At 46.2% G+C, this 17,921-nt stretch carries 18 protein-coding genes; all 18 read left to right on the top strand.

What is annotated here, in order from left to right; genetic code table 11:
* The first annotated feature begins 296 nt into the window (after window positions 1-296).
* Window positions 297-1,616, top strand: coding sequence for a flagellar hook-length control protein FliK (locus ABK01_RS09150; protein WP_253675413.1), 1,320 nt, complete (start codon window positions 297-299; stop codon window positions 1,614-1,616).
* An 18-nt stretch (window positions 1,617-1,634) separates the two neighbouring features.
* The gene (flgD, locus tag ABK01_RS09145; RefSeq protein ID WP_212565171.1) at window positions 1,635-2,114 is read left to right on the top strand and encodes a flagellar hook assembly protein FlgD; all 480 of its coding nucleotides are present in this window, start codon (window positions 1,635-1,637) and stop codon (window positions 2,112-2,114) included.
* A gap of 30 nt (window positions 2,115-2,144) precedes the next feature.
* The gene (flgE, locus tag ABK01_RS09140; RefSeq protein WP_016523500.1) at window positions 2,145-3,536 is read left to right on the top strand and encodes a flagellar hook protein FlgE; all 1,392 of its coding nucleotides are present in this window, start codon (window positions 2,145-2,147) and stop codon (window positions 3,534-3,536) included.
* A 23-nt stretch (window positions 3,537-3,559) separates the two neighbouring features.
* Window positions 3,560-3,757, top strand: coding sequence for a flagellar FlbD family protein (locus ABK01_RS09135; RefSeq protein WP_016523501.1), 198 nt, complete (start codon window positions 3,560-3,562; stop codon window positions 3,755-3,757).
* A 17-nt stretch (window positions 3,758-3,774) separates the two neighbouring features.
* Window positions 3,775-4,554 carry a motility protein A gene (locus ABK01_RS09130; RefSeq protein WP_212565170.1) on the top strand — a complete coding sequence of 260 codons (780 nt, stop codon included), beginning with the start codon at window positions 3,775-3,777 and terminating at the stop codon, window positions 4,552-4,554.
* A 3-nt stretch (window positions 4,555-4,557) separates the two neighbouring features.
* Entirely contained in the window at window positions 4,558-5,274 is a 717-nt protein-coding gene (gene motB / locus ABK01_RS09125) for a flagellar motor protein MotB (RefSeq protein ID WP_253675412.1), read from the top strand.
* A gap of 42 nt (window positions 5,275-5,316) precedes the next feature.
* Window positions 5,317-5,868 (top strand): flagellar basal body-associated FliL family protein, encoded by a 552-nt coding sequence (locus ABK01_RS09120; RefSeq protein WP_212565169.1) that lies wholly within the window; start codon window positions 5,317-5,319, stop codon window positions 5,866-5,868.
* Window positions 5,869-5,875: 7 nt separating this feature from the next.
* A complete protein-coding gene (gene fliM, locus ABK01_RS09115; RefSeq protein WP_016523505.1) occupies window positions 5,876-6,910 on the top strand; it encodes a flagellar motor switch protein FliM in 1,035 nt (344 codons plus the stop codon).
* Window positions 6,903-8,048 (top strand): flagellar motor switch protein FliN, encoded by a 1,146-nt coding sequence (gene fliN / locus ABK01_RS09110; RefSeq protein WP_212565168.1) that lies wholly within the window; start codon window positions 6,903-6,905, stop codon window positions 8,046-8,048. The genes fliM and fliN overlap by 8 nt, the downstream gene beginning before the upstream one ends.
* Before the next feature lie 109 nt (window positions 8,049-8,157).
* Window positions 8,158-8,847: a FliO/MopB family protein gene (locus tag ABK01_RS09105; protein ID WP_253675411.1), complete on the top strand. Its 690-nt coding sequence runs from the start codon at window positions 8,158-8,160 to the stop codon at window positions 8,845-8,847.
* Window positions 8,844-9,653, top strand: coding sequence for a flagellar type III secretion system pore protein FliP (gene fliP / locus ABK01_RS09100; RefSeq protein WP_253675410.1), 810 nt, complete (start codon window positions 8,844-8,846; stop codon window positions 9,651-9,653). Before ABK01_RS09105 ends, fliP begins: the two co-directional genes overlap by 4 nt.
* Before the next feature lie 21 nt (window positions 9,654-9,674).
* Window positions 9,675-9,947, top strand: a complete 273-nt coding sequence (fliQ, locus tag ABK01_RS09095) for a flagellar biosynthesis protein FliQ (protein ID WP_206181584.1) — start codon at window positions 9,675-9,677, stop codon at window positions 9,945-9,947.
* Between the two features lie 24 nt (window positions 9,948-9,971).
* Window positions 9,972-10,772, top strand: coding sequence for a flagellar biosynthetic protein FliR (gene fliR / locus ABK01_RS09090; protein ID WP_253675409.1), 801 nt, complete (start codon window positions 9,972-9,974; stop codon window positions 10,770-10,772).
* A gap of 1 nt (window position 10,773) precedes the next feature.
* Window positions 10,774-11,925, top strand: coding sequence for a flagellar biosynthesis protein FlhB (gene flhB / locus ABK01_RS09085; protein ID WP_253675408.1), 1,152 nt, complete (start codon window positions 10,774-10,776; stop codon window positions 11,923-11,925).
* Window positions 11,926-11,927: 2 nt separating this feature from the next.
* Window positions 11,928-14,033: a flagellar biosynthesis protein FlhA gene (gene flhA, locus ABK01_RS09080; protein WP_253675407.1), complete on the top strand. Its 2,106-nt coding sequence runs from the start codon at window positions 11,928-11,930 to the stop codon at window positions 14,031-14,033.
* A complete protein-coding gene (gene flhF / locus ABK01_RS09075) occupies window positions 14,033-15,397 on the top strand; it encodes a flagellar biosynthesis GTPase FlhF (protein ID WP_253675406.1) in 1,365 nt (454 codons plus the stop codon). The genes flhA and flhF overlap by 1 nt, the downstream gene beginning before the upstream one ends.
* 26 nt (window positions 15,398-15,423) lie before the next feature.
* The gene (locus ABK01_RS09070; RefSeq protein ID WP_212565162.1) at window positions 15,424-16,323 is read left to right on the top strand and encodes a MinD/ParA family protein; all 900 of its coding nucleotides are present in this window, start codon (window positions 15,424-15,426) and stop codon (window positions 16,321-16,323) included.
* Window positions 16,324-16,509: 186 nt separating this feature from the next.
* Window positions 16,510-17,880: an MATE family efflux transporter gene (locus ABK01_RS09065; RefSeq protein ID WP_253675405.1), complete on the top strand. Its 1,371-nt coding sequence runs from the start codon at window positions 16,510-16,512 to the stop codon at window positions 17,878-17,880.
* Window positions 17,881-17,921: the final 41 nt, after the last annotated feature.

The raw sequence follows: 17,921 nt of genomic DNA, 5'->3' as shown, positions 1-17,921 counted from the left end.
CATTGTGTATATGCCGCTTCATTTCATGTAAATAATAAAGCTGCACTTCATTCCTAATTTCTATTTTAAAGCAGGTATAAAAGATTTGTCAATGAGAAAATTAAGAATTGTTCTTATTTTTTAAAGCTGAGAGATTAGAGCATCTGCAAAAAACTCAAGTTTTTTAGAGATCTCTATAAAATCTTTCCCATTTTGTTTCTTTTCTTTCTCAATAAGGCAAAAAAAACGCCGAAAATCATAAAGACGAGAGTTTATCTATTATTTATCTATATAGAGGCAAATTGGAGGTTCAATATATGCAAACACTTGATGTCCAAAATGATATGCAGCCGGTCAATTATACGGAAGCGGTACAGTCAAGTAATCAGGATAAAAAAAATGCAAAGGAACCTGATGTGAAAGGCTCATCCTTTATCGATATAATACAAAAACTGATGGCGGAGAAGACTGACAGCCGTACTGCGGGAGACGAAAAAATATCCGGCAATGCAGCGTCGGAACAGACCGAGCGTAAAAAAAATGCTGCGGCACAAACCGAATTATCCCGGTTAAAGAACAAAGCCGGAAAGCAAAGTGATCCGCGTGCACAACACCTTGCCGAAGCAGATGCACGGGAAGGGGAGGCCGCCGAAGCGCTTGCAGACGCGGACGTTTTGCGTGCCTTTGAAGACGGAATCGATGTAAAGAATGCGCTTGAAAACGGCGCGGATAAGCAGCTTCAAACTTCGATGTTTGCTCAAGCGGAGACGGATGCCGTGCCTGAAGGAGCCGCTTTACTCTCTGCCGAAGAGGCGCACCAGTTGAAAAAACAGAAAAACGGCAAAGCGGAATCCGGCTTGGCTGTAGGTATATCGGCTTCCGATACGGCAGAGCTGTCCGGAAAGCAGAAGAAAAATGCTGATGAACTCGCCGCGGATAGCGCTCTCGAAAAAAGCACAAAGGCGCAGCAGGTAAAACAGCACAAACCGGTGTTTACTATTATAGATGAGCGCACGGTGAATGCCGCTCCGGTTACTGCGGACGGTTCCGTACACGAAGCGGGCGCCGCCGTGCGGGTTACCAATGCGCCGTCGGTTGATATGGCGGCAGACTTCCGTAGTATGACGGCTGGTTTGGGCACCGCTGCAAACGGTACACAGACAGCGCAGGAGAGCGGCGCACCGAGTTTTGCCTCGTTGGTTGCGCAGCAGGTGCAGGATATGGCGCCCGACTTTGTGCAGGCAGGGCGGATTGTATTGCAGGATAACAACGCAGGTGTCATCCGCTTGCAGATGCAACCCGCGCATCTCGGTAATGTCAGGATCAATTTGGAATTGGCTGGCGGTAAAAAAATCGTTGGGAAGATTATCACGGGATCAAAAGAAGCATACGAAGCATTTAAAGAAAGCATCGAACAGCTCGCCAAGGCCTTTGAACAGGGCGGATTCGCGAGTGCGCAATTCGATGTCAGCTGGTCGGGCGAAGGCGGCGGTCGGCAATTTGATGGCGAGAACGGTCAATTTAATGAATTATTTGCACAAAATGACCGGCTTGAGGTAATGCAGGGCAATCGTTATGCCGATACTGAAACTGTCTACGCATTCGGGCAAGATCAAGCAGTGAATGTATTTGCGTAAAATGGGAGATAAAGAGATATGAACATCAGTACGGTAGCGCAAGGAAACGGAGTTCCGATGCCTTCTTTTGAAATGAGTCCGGAAGAAAAAGCCCTGCTCAACATGGAAGTTGACACAATCAATAAACAGAATTTTCCGGAAGGGCGAAAGCCGAAGCAGGAGCTGGGAAAAGACGATTTTCTGCAACTACTCGTAGCGCAGCTGACTCATCAGGATCCCACCAGCCCGCTGGAAGACACTCAGTTTGTCGCTCAGATGGCGCAGTTCACGTCGCTTGAACAGTTGACAAACATGAACCAGAGCTTCGGAACTTTGAATAGACTGATCGGAGATTCTTCGGCGGTCAATGTGGTCGGCAAACAAGTTGATATCGAACAGAGCAGCGGTACCGTTTCGGGAACTATTACGGCTGCAACCCGCGGCGAGAATCCGCAGGTACAGGTTAACGGCAAATGGTATGCATGGTCGGACGTACAAACCGTCTATGCAAATAACTAAACTATATAATAGAAGAGAGGAGATACAGATATGATGCGGTCATTATTTTCCGGCGTTTCCGGAATGCAGAATCACCAAACAAGAATGGATGTTATCGGTAACAATATTGCAAACGTAAACACGACCGGTTTTAAGCGCGGACGGGTTAATTTTCAGGATTTGATTTCTCAGCAGTTGAGTGGCGCTTCCCGTCCGAACGAAGAAGTCGGCGGTGTGAACCCGAAAGAAGTCGGCCTCGGTGTTATGGTTGCGAGTATCGACACCGTGCATACGCAGGGCGCTTTGCAGTCAACCGGTATCAATACCGATATCGCGGTGCAGGGAAACGGTTTCTTCGTACTCAAGTCGGGTGAAAAGAGCTTTTATACCCGCGCCGGAGCCTTCGGTGTCGATAAAGACGGTACGATGGTGAACCCCGCAAACGGTATGCGTGTTCAGGGCTGGATGGCGCAGGAAGTAGACGGTACCCGCCTTATCAACACCTCCGCACAGACAGAAGACCTCATCATCCCAATCGGGCAGAAGATCGACGCCCGTGCGACTACTTCGGTAAACTACGCCTGTAATCTCGACAAGCGGCTTCCGGAATTACCCGAAAACGCGAACCGCGCACAAGTGTTGGAATCGACATGGACAACCGAGTTCAAAGTATACGACACTTTCGGCGAAACCCACGAACTGAATTTAAGTTTTTCGCGCGTTCCGGGCACTCAAAACCAGTGGCTCGCGACGGTCAATGTTGACCCTGAAAATGCGGAAGCAACGGCAACGCGCACGGGTGTCGGCACCACCGAAGGAACCGGCAACACGTTCACCGTTACCTTTGACAACTACGGACATCTCGCATCGGTTACCGATACGGCAGGAAATGCTTCCGCTGAAGCAGGGCAAGTACTCGTGCAGGTTTCCTATAACGTTCCCGGTGCAACAGCCGGTGAAGACGGCGCTCCTGTCCGCCATACCTTCGATATTAACCTAGGAGAGATCGGTACTTCACGCAATACAATTACCCAATTCGCAGAACGCAGCACCACTAAAGCTTACGAACAGGACGGATACGCGATGGGCTATCTTGAAAACTTCAAGATTGATCAGAGCGGTATTATCACCGGTGTGTACTCCAACGGAGTAAGCAATGAGATCGGTCAGCTTGCAATGGCGGGCTTTGCAAACCAAGGCGGTTTGGAAAAGGCCGGTGAAAATACCTATATTCAGTCGAATAACTCCGGTATTGCGAACATTACCACTTCGGGCGTTATGGGAAAGGGCAAGCTGATTGCCGGTACCCTCGAAATGAGTAATGTCGATTTAACCGATCAGTTTACCGATATGATTATTACGCAGCGCGGGTTCCAAGCAGGGGCAAAAACTATTCAAACTTCGGATACAATGCTTGAAACCGTATTGAATTTGAAGCGGTAATAAGGTAATATGAAGGATACATTATGGTAAAGGTTACGCGGCTTAACGGTACACAGTATTGGATAAATCCTCATCAGATTGAAACGATAGACTGTAATCCCGATGTAACGTTGCACATGCTATCGGGCAAAAGTTTTGTGATAAAAGAAACGCCCGACGCGCTGATCGACGCTATTGTCGCGTACCGCAGATGTATCGGTATCTTTAAAAACGAAATGTAAGGGAGCTGTCTTAAGTTATGGATATAGCATCATTTATAGGTATATTCGGCGGTATCGCTGTCGTTATGTTCGGCGCTTTTATGGGAAGCTCGCTCGGCGGACTTATCGACGTTCCTTCGATGTTCATCACGATCGGCGGTTCGTATATGTGTTTGTTCTTAACCTATCCGCTTTCTTACGTTATCGGTATTTTCAAGGTTATGGGCAGGGTGTTCAAAGTTGCCGACTATAAAGAGAAAGAAATGGTACAAAAACTCGTCGCCTTGTCCGAAAAAAGCCGCCGTACCGGTCTTTTGGCTCTGGAAGAAGAAATTCAGGATTTTGAAGATGATTTTCTTCGCACCGGACTGCGCAATGTTATCGACGGTATCGACGGAGCTGCCATTCGTGTGTCGATGGAAAATGAATTGACACAGATGGAAGAGCGGCACAATAAATGGATTTCATTAGTAAACGCATGGGCGACACTGGCGCCCGGCTTCGGAATGTTGGGAACGGTTATCGGTCTTATCGGTATGTTGTTGAACATCGAAGATAAGAGTTCGTTAGGTCCGAACATGGCAGTTGCGTTGGTTACGACGTTTTACGGTTCTATGATGGCAAACTGGCTGCTCATTCCTATCGCTTCCAAACTTTCATACCAGAATAATCTGGAAGTACGCTCAAAGGAAATGATTATCGAAGGAATCCTTGGTATTCAATCGGGCGATCACCCGCGTATCCTTGCACAGCGATTGCTGACGTATCTTGATCCTAAAGACCGAAAGGTTTTGGAAGCTGAACTGATAAGGGATTAGTTCATGGCACGGAAAAAGAAAGGCGCAAATGCGCCCGGTAGCGGATGGCTGACAACGTATGGCGATATGGTTACGCTGATGCTCTGTTTCTTCGTTATGTTGTACGAGCCGAGCGAAGTAGATATAACCCGCTTACAGGCGTTATCGGCATCTATCAGCGGCGATCCTACCGGCGGTTCCATCTCGTTGTCGGCTGGTAAACTTGCCGACCTCGGCAATACTATCAGTTCAATGCCGTCTATGGAAAAAGGAAAATTGCTCGGAACCGCCTTAAAAAAGGCTGTGTCGATTTTTGCACCTGAAATAAAGACCACTAAGCTTGCTGTTACCAGCGATGAACGCGGTGTTGTTATTTCGCTTGCAGCTGATGCCTTTTTTGCACGAAACAGTGCGGAATTGAATATCGAAGAAAGCCGCGAAACATTATTGAAAATTGCGCAGTTTTTATCCGATAAAGAATTAGCGGCTCGACGTTTCCGTATCGAAGGACATACGGATTCAAGCGATGCGCTTGCGGGAAAGTGGACAAGCAACTGGGAACTGTCAGCTGCCCGCGCAATCAACGTATTGCATAATTTGACTGACTTCGGTGTACAGGAAGATAAGTTTTCCATTGCCGGCTATGCAGATACTCGTCCTGTCTATTCCAACGAGACTGCAGAAGGGCGCGCATATAATAGACGGGTTGATATTATCATTTTGGATGATGCACATTTTTAGTGCTTCCCTAAAGATTTACTTGAAGAGAGAGGAGTAACCACAATGGCTGACGAGCATACAAATTTGACTGATGAACACGGAATGGATGAAAACATCGGTGTCGATAATCCGGTAAAAGCTAAAAAAGCGGGGCTTATTCCGACGCTTCTGAAATACATTGCCATCGTACTCGCTGCTTTGATTTTTATCGTGACGGTTGTCGTTATTACGGTTAATCTGATGTCAAAGCGGGGACAGTCCCAGTCCGAATATCCTATTGCGGAGGAATACCGCGACTCGCGTGAAATGCTGCAATATTATTCTGCGATCGGTGCGGTAAAGACATTTACTAAAGATGTTACGCCGGGTACCGTTGTGGTTAACGTCGAGCTTGGATACCCGCAGAACGATAAGACAACTTCGCAGGAACTGACAGCACGGTTGGTTGAGTTGAAGGATTTTCTCCGTGGTTATTTCCAAAGTAAGACGATTGCGGAACTGAAACAGGAAGAGAAGATTAAAATCGAAATCCGTAATCAAATCAATGACAATATACTATCAAAGTCGAAGATAAAAGCGGTTGCTTTTACTCAATATGATATTATAGAACAATAGGGATTGTATGACTGAAGTATTATCGCAGGACGAAATAGACCAGCTTCTCACTGCAATCAGCTCGGGGGATACCGAAGCGGAAGAGTTTAGACCGGTTAATGATACGCGTAAAATCAAAATTTACGATTTTAAACGGCCGGATAAATTCTCTAAGGAGCAGATGCGTACCGTTTCAATTATGCACGAAACCTTTGCGCGTTTGACTACCACCGCTCTTTCTGCTCAGCTGCGGAGTATGGCGCACGTACACGTTGCCTCTGTCGATCAGCTGACGTATGAAGAGTTTATCCGTTCAATCCCTACGCCGACCACGCTGGCCGTAATTAACATGGATCCGCTGAAAGGGAATGCCGTTTTGGAAATAGACCCTTCCGTTACCTTCTCTATCATCGACCGTCTTTTCGGCGGTACGGGACAAGGTACGATGGTGCAGCGGGAATTAACCGACATCGAAGCCTCCGTTATGGAAGGGGTTATCGTTCGTATCTTGGCGAATATGCGCGAGGCATGGACGCAGGTTATCGATTTACGTCCCCGCTTGGGACAGATTGAAACAAACCCGCAGTTTGCGCAGATTGTACCTCCTTCCGAAATGGTTGTTTTGGTTACGCTTGAAACAAAAGTCGGCGAAGAAGAAGGAATGATGAACTTCTGTATTCCCTATATCACGATAGAACCGATTATTTCAAAACTTTCCAGCCAGTTCTGGTTCTCGTCGGTGCGCAGAAGTTCAACAACTCAGTACATGGGCGTACTGAAAGAAAAGCTGTCTACGGTAGATATGGATGTCGTCGCCGAAGTAGGTTCGCTAAAACTGCCGGTACGGGATGTACTCAATCTTCGTGCGGGTGATGTGGTACGGCTTACTGATACGAGAGTAGGGCATCCGTTTACGCTGAGCGTCGGCAGCAGAAAGAAATTCTGGTGTCAGCCCGGCGTTGTGGGAAATAAAGTTGCCGTACAGATATTGGAAAAGATTGAGGATATCAATCAGGATGAATTTGAAGAGCTAAGTGCTGATCAGGAGGAATTATATGAGTGATGGGTCCATTTCTCAGAATGAAATAGATGCGTTGTTGTCGGGTATGGGCGGTTCTACCGGCGCGCCTACAGACGGAGCGCTTACACCGGCACGTCAAGAAGCATTACAGAAGTTTTTTGACGGGAATGTTCCCGCACTCTCCGCAAATCTGGATTCGATGACAGGTAAAACCGTATCGATATCTAATCCTGTTGTCGAGCTGAGTAACCGTGAAGCCTTTTTGCAGAAAGTGCCGGATATGGCAGTTGCCGTTACCATTGATTTTGACGGTGCGCTGACGGGTGATCACTTGTTTGTGTTGGCTCCCGAATTTGCGGAAAAGCTGGTAAGCCTCGTAAATAATGAAGAAAGTGTTACGATTGACGACATGGCTCTTTCCGTTATCAGTGAGACTATTGCACAATATGTTGGAAAGGAAATCAGTGCATTTGACGGTGAAGATATTAAAGGCGTTACCAATATGCCGGCCGAAGCTCATCATGTGCCTAAGGCAATGGTACGGCTTTCGCAGGACTTTGCACTTTTAACATATTCGGTTACAATTGACGATACAGCCTTCAATTTATGGGAGATTATCGCAAAAAAGACGGCAGAGCAAATTGCCGATAAATTGAATAAAACGGAGAGCGCTTCGCAGGTAACACCTGTGCAGCCTATTTCGCCGCAACCTGCTCCTGAGCAAGGAAGTACAATGGGGGCAATGAATATGCCGATGAACGGAATGAATGGAATGCCGCAGATGGGGCAGCAACCGATGGGTATGGGAATGCAAATGCAGGGTGGAGCGCCGGTTCAAGGCGGAATGGTGATGCCCGGCATGAACCCGAATGTGCAGTCTGTACAATTTTCTCCCCTGTTAAACGGAGTAACCGAATCGGAACAGGGAAATATCGGACTGATTATGGACGTGTTCATGGAAATGACCGTCGAACTCGGCCGTACCCGCAAAATGATTAAAGAAATTTTGAGCATGGGTGAAGGGCATATTATCGAATTGGATAAGCTTGCCGGTGAACCGGTGGATATATTAGTTAATCATAAACCGATTGCAAAAGGAGAAGTTGTCGTTATCGATGAAAATTTCGGTGTTCGCGTTACCGAAATTTTGTCGCCGGCTGAACGCATTAGCGACACATAGCTATACAAAGAGCCGGATCTTTTAGAAGTATCCTTTTGCGGTACGGAGAGCGTAACCGGCTTACCGGTTGCTTCTAAGAGACGGCTTAAGCGGATATTGGGTGGGGGATATGTCTAAAGACACAGGTAAAATAATAGTATTCTCTTTTCTTTTGATATGCGGTGCCTTGTGTGCGTTTGCGGATAACGGAATAGCAGCGGAAGCCGGTAATTCCACTGTCCCTGAGACAGCTCCTGCAGAAACAGGGATCGTTTTACAAGCGGATGAATCGGCTTTTCCAGTGCAAGATATACCTGCGCCGCGGGCTTCAAGAAGTTCAACTGTTTCAATGTTGCTTCAGCTGATTGTATCGCTGGCGGTCGTATGTGCGCTTATTTACGGGGTGCTGTATTTTATCCGACGTTCAAAGCAATTTACCGCCGCTGATGATCCTTTCTTAAAAAATGTTGCAAGTTTACCGCTTGCTCCTAATAAAACCCTCTACATTGTAACTCTTATTGATAAAGCCTATTTGATCGGTGCATCGGATGCGTCGCTGTCGCTGATCGCGGAAATCACCGATAAAGAACTCATCGATGCGATGAACCTGCACGCGGCGCAGACGGCCGGTCCCAAGCAGAGTTTCAGCTCATTACTGCACACCTTTTTCCCTGCGGCAAAACCCAAAGAAGCGGATGCGAATCCTTTCGATTCATTTTTAGCCATGCAGCGGGGGCGTTTGCAAAACTCAGGCGCAGCGCAGGCAAACGGAACTCCGCAAGAGGCGGAAACCGGCGGCGCGGGGAGGGACGGGCAATGAAAAAGCTCGCGCTGTGTATTTCATGCATTTGCCTGTTTTGTATTCCGGTAACACTGTCCGCGCAGAGTAATACCGGTACATCGCAGACCGGACGTACCGAAATAGACGCCACTCGTCAGGCGGGGACTATCCCCTTTGTTAACTTGAATATCCGCGAACCTCAAAATAATCGGGAAGTAGCCTTTTCCATTCAGCTGCTCCTGTTAATAACGCTGATCACCCTTGCGCCGAGTATTCTCCTTTTAATGACCTCGTTCTTGCGGCTCAGTATTGCACTCGACTTTATTAAGCGCGCGCTGTCGCTGCAGCAGGTGCCGCCAACGCAGGTGCTCAACGGTATTGCGCTTTTTCTGACAATTTTTATCATGTGGCCGACCTTTACGGACATATACAATAAATCGTTTAAACCGATGGCGGATGGACAGATCAATATCGAAACCGCCTATACCGAAGCGGAAAAGCCGTTGCGTCTTTTTATGTATAAGCAGATGGCGCATGATCCCTCTCATATCAGGCTCTGTATGTCACTTGCCCGTATGGAAAAGCCTAATACGCTCGCCGACGTTCCCACACATGTGCTCATTCCTGCATTTATCCTGCACGAGCTGACCATTGCTTTTCAGATAGGTATCTTCCTTTATTTGCCGTTTATCATTATCGACATGGTCGTAGCGAGTATCCTGATGTCGATGGGTATGATTATGTTGCCGCCGGTACAGATTTCGATGCCGTTTAAGCTGATCTTATTCGTACTGGTGGACGGCTGGAATTTATTGGTCGGTCAGCTCTTTCAGTCATTCTTGTAGAAGTAAAAAGGAGGAAAAACGATGAGTATCGGGATGATTGTCAATCTCTTGCGTGAGGGCATTTTTCAGGTATTTATATTAGCTGCTCCTATTCTGCTGGCTGCATTAGTTGTCGGTTTAATCGTAGCGATTTTTCAGGCGACTACCTCCATTCAGGAACAGACGCTCACCTTTGTGCCGAAAATTTTGACGATTTTGGGTATGCTTGCGCTTTTAGGCGGCTGGATGTTCAGCGTATTGCGGGATTATACCGTCCGCCTTTTTGACATTATTCCTCAGCTGGTGCAAGGGTAGGGAACCTTTAGGCGACGTTGAATAATGGATCCTAACCCTTTCTCTTTTTTACTTGTAAAAGCTCCTCTCTTTTTTTTAGTATGCGTGCGGATATTTGCGATGATTTCTACGACGCCGCTTCTTTCGACGAGGGCGGTGCCGCGTATTGCAAAAATTTCGCTGGCGGGGTTAATCGGCTTTTTGGTGATGCCGGTTGCCTACGGTTCCCCGCTGGATGTGCAGGGATTTAATCTTGACTATGCGCTGCTGGTTGTTGGCGAAGCGCTGCTCGGGGTGCTGACCGGTTTTTTTATCAGCATTATCTTTGCGTCATTCAGTACGGCAGGACAGTTCTTTTCGTATCAGATGGGATTCGGCGTATCGGAAGTGTATGATGCGCTTGCTCAAATTGAAAACCCGCTGATGGGACAGTTCTTAAACTTTATCGCCGTGTTGATCTTTTTACAGATTAAGGGGTTTCAGACGCTGTTTTTAGGCGGCGTACTCCGCAGTTTTCAGTCGATCAACTGTTTTATGTTTTTGGAAAAACGGGAGTTGCTTGCCTCATTCCTTATGACAAACCTTAGCAGTCTTTTCTTAAATGCAATGATGATTGCGATGCCGGTTATGGGAACCCTCTTTTTAGTGCATGTTTCGATGGGGTTGCTGTCAAAGGCCGCGCCGCAGATGAATCTTTTATCGGAAGGTTTCCCGATAACTATTTTGCTGACCTTCTTCCTTTTGACCGTATTGTTGCCGTTTATGGCGAATTTCTTTGTGCGGATTATGGAAAGCGGATTTGCTGCTTTTGAGTCGCTTTTGATTCGTGTCGGCGGAGGTATTTAGTATGCGGAAACTCGTGATGGAAACTGCAAGCGAATATAATAAGCGGAATTTTTTCATCGATTTGCAGTGGTTTGCCGCAGAGGATGAAGGACGTACCGAAGACCCAACCGACTATAAGATACGTAAAGCGCGCGAAGAAGGGCGTGTTGCAAAAAGTCAGGATATCAACGCGGCATTGGTACTGCTGTTTCCAGCCGGAGCGCTGATCTTTCTTTCATCCTTTTTTTTGGAAGAGTGTATGGAAATTCTGCGCTTCTTTTTTTTACGGAGCACGCAGGCTGATATCCGGAGTGGTCTTTGGTTCGGAATCTTTGTGCAATATTTTTTAAAGCTTGCGCTCCCTCTTGCGCTTATTGCAATGCTTGCAGGCGTTATCGCCAATGTCATTCAAAATAACGGATTTTTATTTTCTACTAAGCCTATTCAGCCTCAATTCAATAAGATTGTTCCTGACTTTATACGTTTTTTTAAGCGGGCGCTTTTTTCTACCGAAGGTTTATTCAATTTTGCAAAGTCGTTGACAAAGGTTGTTGTGCTGGTATTTGTTGCCTTTTTGGTGATACGGGCAAATCTTCCTCATTTTATTGAGCTGCTGACGGTGAGTTTTCCGCAGGCGATTTTTTTTATTGCAGGACTTGCGGCAAAATTACTTGCAACCGCTGCTTTGCTGCTTTTGATTCTAGCAATTCCCGATTACTTTTTTCAACGTAAGCAATTTATCGATTCGCTGAAGATGACAAAGCAGGAAATAAAAGAGGAATACAAGGAATTGGAAGGAGATCCGCAGGTTAAGGGGCGAATCAGACAGCAAATGCAGGCGATTCTTTCTCAAAATGCCATCCGCAATGTGCCTAAGGCCGATGTGGTTATTACGAACCCGACGCACTTTGCTATTGCAATGCAGTGGGATTCAAAAACGATGGCAGCGCCGATGGTACTGGCAAAGGGTGCCGATGCAATGGCGCAGCGGATAAAGGCGATCGCTCGTGAGCATAATATTCCATTAATAGAAAACAAACCGCTTGCTCGTGCACTCTATGCGAAAGTTCAAATCGGTGATATAATTCCTGAGGAATATTATCGGGCGCTTTCGTTAGTATTTGCAGAAGTATATACCCTCAACAACAAAAAACAGGAATTTTATAGAAGATAATTATGGCCGCAAAAAAATACAATATCGATATCGCAGTTGCATTTACCGTCATTCTCATGGTGCTGATGTTTATCATCCCGCTCCCCACTGTGCTCCTTGATTTTTTTATGGCGCTGAACCTAACCTTCAGTCTTGTCGTATTGTTGATTGTCCTGTTTACTGCACGTGCTACCGATTTTTCGGTCTTTCCTTCATTGCTGTTGCTCAGTACCATCTTCGGATTGGTATTGAACGTGTCGTCTACTCGTCTTATCCTTTCCAAAGGGGAAGCATTTGACGGAGCGATGATTCGGGCATTCAGCTCGTTTGTTATCGGCGCATCGGGTAGTCAAGGTCTCGTTATAGGGTTTGTCATCTTTATCATCCTTATTGCGGTGCAGGCCTTTGTTATTACGAAAGGCGCCAAGCGGGTCGCCGAGGTTTCAGCCCGTTTTAAACTCGACTCTCATCCGACAAAGAGTATGTCCATCGATGCCGAATACAATGCCGGTATTATTACCGATGAAGAAGCCCGGCAGAAAAAAGAACAGCTGCAACGGGAAGATGACTTTTACGGCGCGATGGACGGCGCAAACCAGTTTGTGTCCGGTAACGTAAAAGTCGGTATTTTTATTACGGTTATCAATATTATTGCCGGTTTGATTATCGGGATGGTGTTCCGAACCGAATCTTTCTCTAATGCGCTGCGCACCTACACGACGTTGAGTATTGGGGACGGGTTGCTTGCGCAGCTGCCTTCGCTCTTTTTGTCGGTAGCGACCGGTTTACTGGTTACCCGTATGATCGACGAAGGCTCATTCGGGCAGGATATTAAAAAGCAGTTTTCCCAAATCGGGTGGATTTACTTTGTTGCTGCCGGTACGCTTGCTATTATGGGAGTGCTTCCCGGCTTTCCCCATGTTGTGTTATTTATTATCGCGTTTGTGTTGGCCTTTGTCGGGTGGAGAATCATCAAGGAAGAACAGACATTTAAGGCCGGTAAAGAAAAGCAGGCTGCACAAAAACAGGCTGGGCAGCAACAGCGCGCTGGAAGCGGAGGAGAGCCTGGGGCACCGGGAGAAATTGCTCCCATTGTGCCGCTTGATCCTTTGTCGCTGGAACTCGGCTACGCGCTGATTCCGCTTGTCGATAAGGACAAGGGTGCGGAACTGCTTGAGCGTATTACACGCATTCGGCGGGAAGCTGCGCTCGACCTCGGTTTGGTTGCCCCGCGTATCCGTATTATCGACAATATGCGGCTTGAACCGAGCGAATATTGTTTTAAGATTAGGGGCGTAGAAGTGGCGCGGGGAAAAATCCGTATGGGTTGGTACCTCGGTATAAATCCCGGCGGCGTTTCCGAAGAAATTCCCGGCGAGCGCACTGTCGATCCTACCTTTGGCTTACCTGCCGTATGGATATCCGAAGAGAATCGCGATCGTGCCGAGCGCGCCGGTTATACCGTGGTAGATCCTCCTGCGATTATCGCGACGCACCTCACTGAGGTGATTAAAAAGCATGCCGCCGAAATTCTCGGACGGCAGGAAGTGCAAGGTATTATGGATGCGCTGCGCAAAGACTATCCTGCGGTTATCGACGAAGCGGCAAAGGTATGCAGCCTCGGTGAGGTACAGAAAGTGCTGCAAGGGCTTTTGCGGGAACAGGTATCCATCCGCAATACAATCGTTATTTTGGAAACGCTTGCGGATTTCCGTCCGATTACCTCCGATGTTTCTCTACTTGTAGAAAAGGTTCGGCAGGCGCTCGGACGGCAGATATGTTTACAATATGCCGATGAAAATAAAACACTCCATGTGCTGACGGTCGAACCTGCACTTGCTCAAAAAATTGTTGAAAGCAGAATAGATACGGGAAACGGACCGATGGCGGCGCTGGAACCGTCCGAGCAGCGGATGTGGATACGATCGCTTATCCAAGCGGTTACAACGATGCAGAAAAACGGCTTCCTTCCTATTGTACTGGCGCCCGAAGCTTCCGCCCGTATTTTGATTAAAAATTCAACCGATAGGGAAATCCCCGATCTTGTGGTACTCTCCATCCCCGAAATTGCGAAGGACATACAGGTTGAAGTGATCGGTGAGATTAAGTTGGAACAGGATAAAAACTAATGGAACTTTTTGTTGAGCAAGATTCGACGTATGAAAAATGTCTGAGAAAAATTACAAAAAAACACGGCGATGCTGTTACCATCTGGAGAAGAAAGGATGCAAAAGTTAGCCGGCTTTTTGGTCTTTGGGAAAAAGACGTGGTAGAAGTAACCTTTACGATAAATGATACTATATCTTCGCGGCCGTCCCTGCTTTCGGAACAGCAGCCTCTGCTGAGGCCGGCGCCTAGAGTTACTCCTGTGAATAGTTTCAACGATGAGGAAGAACGGCGAAAAATTCTAACACGATATGCAAATAAAAATCCTGCGGCGGCGGATGAATTACGCCAATATGTTGATATGACTTCGAAAAAGAGTCCTGAAAAAAAGCCTGTGCCTACACCGGTGCAAGCACAATCTTTGGATAAACTGGCGGAAACGGTTGAACGACTTGTGACGGAAATGAAAAAACAGAACGCACCGCGGGTAGATGCCGAACATGAGCATATTGTTAAAGTTCAAAAAATACTCGAAGAAAATGATTTTTCTCCTTCATATATCAAAAAGCTTTCTGCCCGTTTGAAGGATGAGCTAAGCTATACCGAAATTGAAAATTTTTTGACGGTGCAGAAAAAACTGTTTGAATTGCTTGCCGAATCGATCAAAATTAAACCTGCCGACAGTCAGTCTAAAACTCGAGTTGTGTTATTGGTTGGTCCTACAGGAGTTGGGAAAACAACAACGCTTGCGAAAATTGCCGTGCAGTATATCCGTAAAAATTCCGAACATCCCTTGCGCGTTAAAGTGATTACAATTGATAACTGGCGTATCGGGGCAGCGTATCAGATGAAGCGCTATTGTGAATTGATGGGAATTCCGTTGATGGTTGCGTCAAGTCCCGCAGAAGTACGCAAATATATGGCATTGTATCGCGAAGAAGCCGATGTTATTTGTATCGATACTATCGGTAGAAGTCCGAAAGACCGCGAAAAGATTTCGACCATGCAAAATTATTTTACCGAATTGGGGGATGATGCCGAAGTATATTTGACAGTATGCGCCGGAACGCGGATAAACGATATTCGCGAGATTATGAAAGAGTATGCGGTTTTTAAATACAAATCGCTAATCATCACAAAGTTTGATGAAACCTCATATATCGGTAATTTATTGAGTGTTATTTCGGAAACGAATATACCGATAACGTATATAACGGCGGGGCAGGAAGTTCCACAGGATTTTATGCTTGCCGATGTCGAAGTCTTTTTAAGGAAACTAAAAGGATTTTCAATCGATGACGAATATATCAATCAACTATGCAATAAAGATAGAGAGCAACTGCTTAAAGTTTCTGCTTTAAAGAAGCCCGAAACGCAATCAATTTGATAAAAGTTTAAAGTGTGGAGAAAAGAATGGGTGATCAAGCTGACGGATTACGTCTTTTAATGAAAGAAATACATAAAACGGCTGACGCTATCGGCAGTAGTCAGGATACGGCGCAAAAGACTCGCATTATTGCCGTTACCAGCGGTAAGGGGGGCGTAGGCAAAACCAACGTCGCCACCAATATGGGAATTGCGTATGCTCAGATGGGAAAGAAAGTTATTGTGCTTGATGCCGATCTCGGACTCGCCAATGTCAACGTTATTATGAATGTTATTCCGCAGTACAATTTGTATCATGTTATTAAAAAGCAGAAGAAATTGTCGGAAATTATTATTGACACCGAATACGGTATTAAGCTGATTGTGGGCGCTTCCGGTTTTGCAAAGATTGCGAATATGGCGGAAGCGGAGCGCAATGAATTTATTAACGAAATGTATACGCTTTCCGATGTCGATATTATTATCATCGATACGAGCGCAGGGGTGTCTAAGAACGTACTGAGCTTTGTCGCTGCTGCCGATGAGGTAGTTATTATCACAACCTCCGAGCCGACTGCGATTACCGATGCCTACGGTATCATAAAGGTGATTGCAACGGAAGTCGATAACATGAACCTCAATCTCAAAATGATTATCAATAGGGTTGATTCGGCGGCAGAAGGCAAGCGAATTGCAGATCGGATGATCAACATTGCCGCACAGTTTTTAAATCTTAAAATTGAATATCTGGGCTTCATCTATAATGATCCTTTGGTAACAAAAGCTGTCCTCAAACAAAAACCTTTTATTATTGCAGAACCCAACGGCAAAGCGGCAAGCTGTCTAAAGCACATTGTATCACGTATGGAAAAAACCGAAATTCCCGAAACCGGCGGCTTTGCAGGCTTTGTAAAAAAATTATTCGGACGCCGCTGGGAAACGGAATAGAAAAACCTCTAAAACATCAAGTCTATTGGTTTATTCGTGCGGAGGGTTTAATACCCCGACGCTTGCGTCGTAACAAAGGGTATTAAAGCCGACTGCAACCACCTTATAGAACACACAGTGCGAAACGTTGAGCAGTGTGCCCCGACGCTTGCGTCGGGGTTGTTGATTGATGGAGAGAATGCGTATATGACGATGACAGCGCGATTCAGGGCGGTATTTTTTGATAAAAATTTTCTAAGAACATTATTCACAATCGCTCTCCCGATTATGCTGCAGAATTTTCTGAGCGCCTTTGTCAATATCCTCGATACGGTGATGATCGGTAAGCTCGGTACTATCGAGCTTGCGGCTGTCGGCTTGGGGAACCAACTCTTTTTTTTGCTCAACCTGATTCTATACGGTATCGGTTCCGGTAGCATGGTATTTACGGCACAGTTCTGGGGAAAAAAAGATTTTAAGGGCTTACAGAAAACGCTCGGTATTTCTATGCTGGTGTCCGTATTCTTCGCTGTTTTCTTTACGGTTTGCTGTGTGAGTATGCCGAAAGAAATACTATCGCTGTATACAAAGGATAGCGCCGTTATTGAAACCGGTGTGCAATATCTGAGGCTATCGGCATTGTGCTTTATTCCTTTTGCGATAAATTTTATGCTGATGATTACGCTGCGTTCCATCGAAAAGGTGAAAATTGCAGTCGGTGCTACGCTGGTGTCTTTGATTGTCAATACGACGCTGAACGCTGTTTTAATTTTCGGGTTATTCGGCGCTCCTGCATTGGGTGTCCGCGGGGCGGCTATCGCGACAGTTATTGCCCGCTTTGTTGAACTCTTTATTACTTTTACCGTAACAAAGTATCGGAAATATCCCGTTTTAGGAACGTTTAAAAGCCACTTTACTTTTGATGCTAAATTCTTAAAAGTGTACCTTGTAATCGTACTACCGGTATTGCTAAACGAAACCTTGTGGTCTTTCGGGATTACATTCCATCATAAAATTTTTGCAAGTATCAATACGTTTTCGTATGCCGCCTTTAATATTACTAATACTATTTCGCAGTTGACATGGGTTATCTTTATCGGCTTCGGTAATGGGGTAAGCGTTTTAATTGGAAAGAAAATAGGCGAAAAACATGACAGTGATGCACGGCAATATGCCGCTAAAGTGCTGCTATTTATTCCGATTGTTGCGATATTTATCGGAGCGGCGCTTATTCCTATTTCGTATCTTGTGCCGTTTATCTTTAATGTGGAGCCGATCGTATTGTCGACAGTTAAAAAGTTATTCATCGTATTGGCCTGCTGTTATCCCCTCAAAGCCTGCAACATGTGTATTCTGATAGGGCTGGTGCGTGCGGGCGGCGATACCCGTTTCGGCATGATTTGCGATACCTTCATTATGTGGCTGATTGCAATTCCGCTTGCCTATTCCGTATCGATTCATACCGCGCTTCCGCCGTGGGTCGTCTATATGTGCCTCTTTAGTGAGGAGCCGCTCAAACTGCTGTTAGGGCTGTGGCGCATAAAATCCGGTAAATGGCTTCATTCAGTTACCGACTAACCCCTAGGGCAAACATATCAGACGTTTTGCTGATTGCCCCG

The organism is Treponema sp. OMZ 305 (assembly GCF_024181325.1).
Taxonomy (GTDB): Bacteria; Spirochaetota; Spirochaetia; order Treponematales; family Treponemataceae; genus Treponema.
Note: the sequence above shows the minus strand (reverse complement) of the source record. Positions and strands in the feature narration are given on the sequence as shown.

Excerpts from the sequence above, each read along its gene's own strand:
- flgD (WP_212565171.1), top strand. The coding sequence starts at position 1,635 with ATGAACATCAGTACGGTAGCGCAAGGAAACGGAGTTCCGATGCCTTCT.
- flhB (WP_253675408.1), top strand. The coding sequence starts at position 10,774 with ATGCGGAAACTCGTGATGGAAACTGCAAGCGAATATAATAAGCGGAAT.
- fliM (WP_016523505.1), top strand. The coding sequence starts at position 5,876 with ATGACTGAAGTATTATCGCAGGACGAAATAGACCAGCTTCTCACTGCA.
- ABK01_RS09070 (WP_212565162.1), top strand. The coding sequence starts at position 15,424 with ATGGGTGATCAAGCTGACGGATTACGTCTTTTAATGAAAGAAATACAT.
- fliP (WP_253675410.1), top strand. The coding sequence starts at position 8,844 with ATGAAAAAGCTCGCGCTGTGTATTTCATGCATTTGCCTGTTTTGTATT.
- ABK01_RS09150 (WP_253675413.1), top strand. The coding sequence starts at position 297 with ATGCAAACACTTGATGTCCAAAATGATATGCAGCCGGTCAATTATACG.
- fliN (WP_212565168.1), top strand. The coding sequence starts at position 6,903 with ATGAGTGATGGGTCCATTTCTCAGAATGAAATAGATGCGTTGTTGTCG.
- flhA (WP_253675407.1), top strand. The coding sequence starts at position 11,928 with ATGGCCGCAAAAAAATACAATATCGATATCGCAGTTGCATTTACCGTC.
- ABK01_RS09130 (WP_212565170.1), top strand. The coding sequence starts at position 3,775 with ATGGATATAGCATCATTTATAGGTATATTCGGCGGTATCGCTGTCGTT.
- motB (WP_253675412.1), top strand. The coding sequence starts at position 4,558 with ATGGCACGGAAAAAGAAAGGCGCAAATGCGCCCGGTAGCGGATGGCTG.
- ABK01_RS09065 (WP_253675405.1), top strand. The coding sequence starts at position 16,510 with ATGACGATGACAGCGCGATTCAGGGCGGTATTTTTTGATAAAAATTTT.
- ABK01_RS09120 (WP_212565169.1), top strand. The coding sequence starts at position 5,317 with ATGGCTGACGAGCATACAAATTTGACTGATGAACACGGAATGGATGAA.
- ABK01_RS09105 (WP_253675411.1), top strand. The coding sequence starts at position 8,158 with ATGTCTAAAGACACAGGTAAAATAATAGTATTCTCTTTTCTTTTGATA.
- flhF (WP_253675406.1), top strand. The coding sequence starts at position 14,033 with ATGGAACTTTTTGTTGAGCAAGATTCGACGTATGAAAAATGTCTGAGA.
- flgE (WP_016523500.1), top strand. The coding sequence starts at position 2,145 with ATGATGCGGTCATTATTTTCCGGCGTTTCCGGAATGCAGAATCACCAA.
- fliQ (WP_206181584.1), top strand. The coding sequence starts at position 9,675 with ATGAGTATCGGGATGATTGTCAATCTCTTGCGTGAGGGCATTTTTCAG.
- fliR (WP_253675409.1), top strand. The coding sequence starts at position 9,972 with ATGGATCCTAACCCTTTCTCTTTTTTACTTGTAAAAGCTCCTCTCTTT.
- ABK01_RS09135 (WP_016523501.1), top strand. The coding sequence starts at position 3,560 with ATGGTAAAGGTTACGCGGCTTAACGGTACACAGTATTGGATAAATCCT.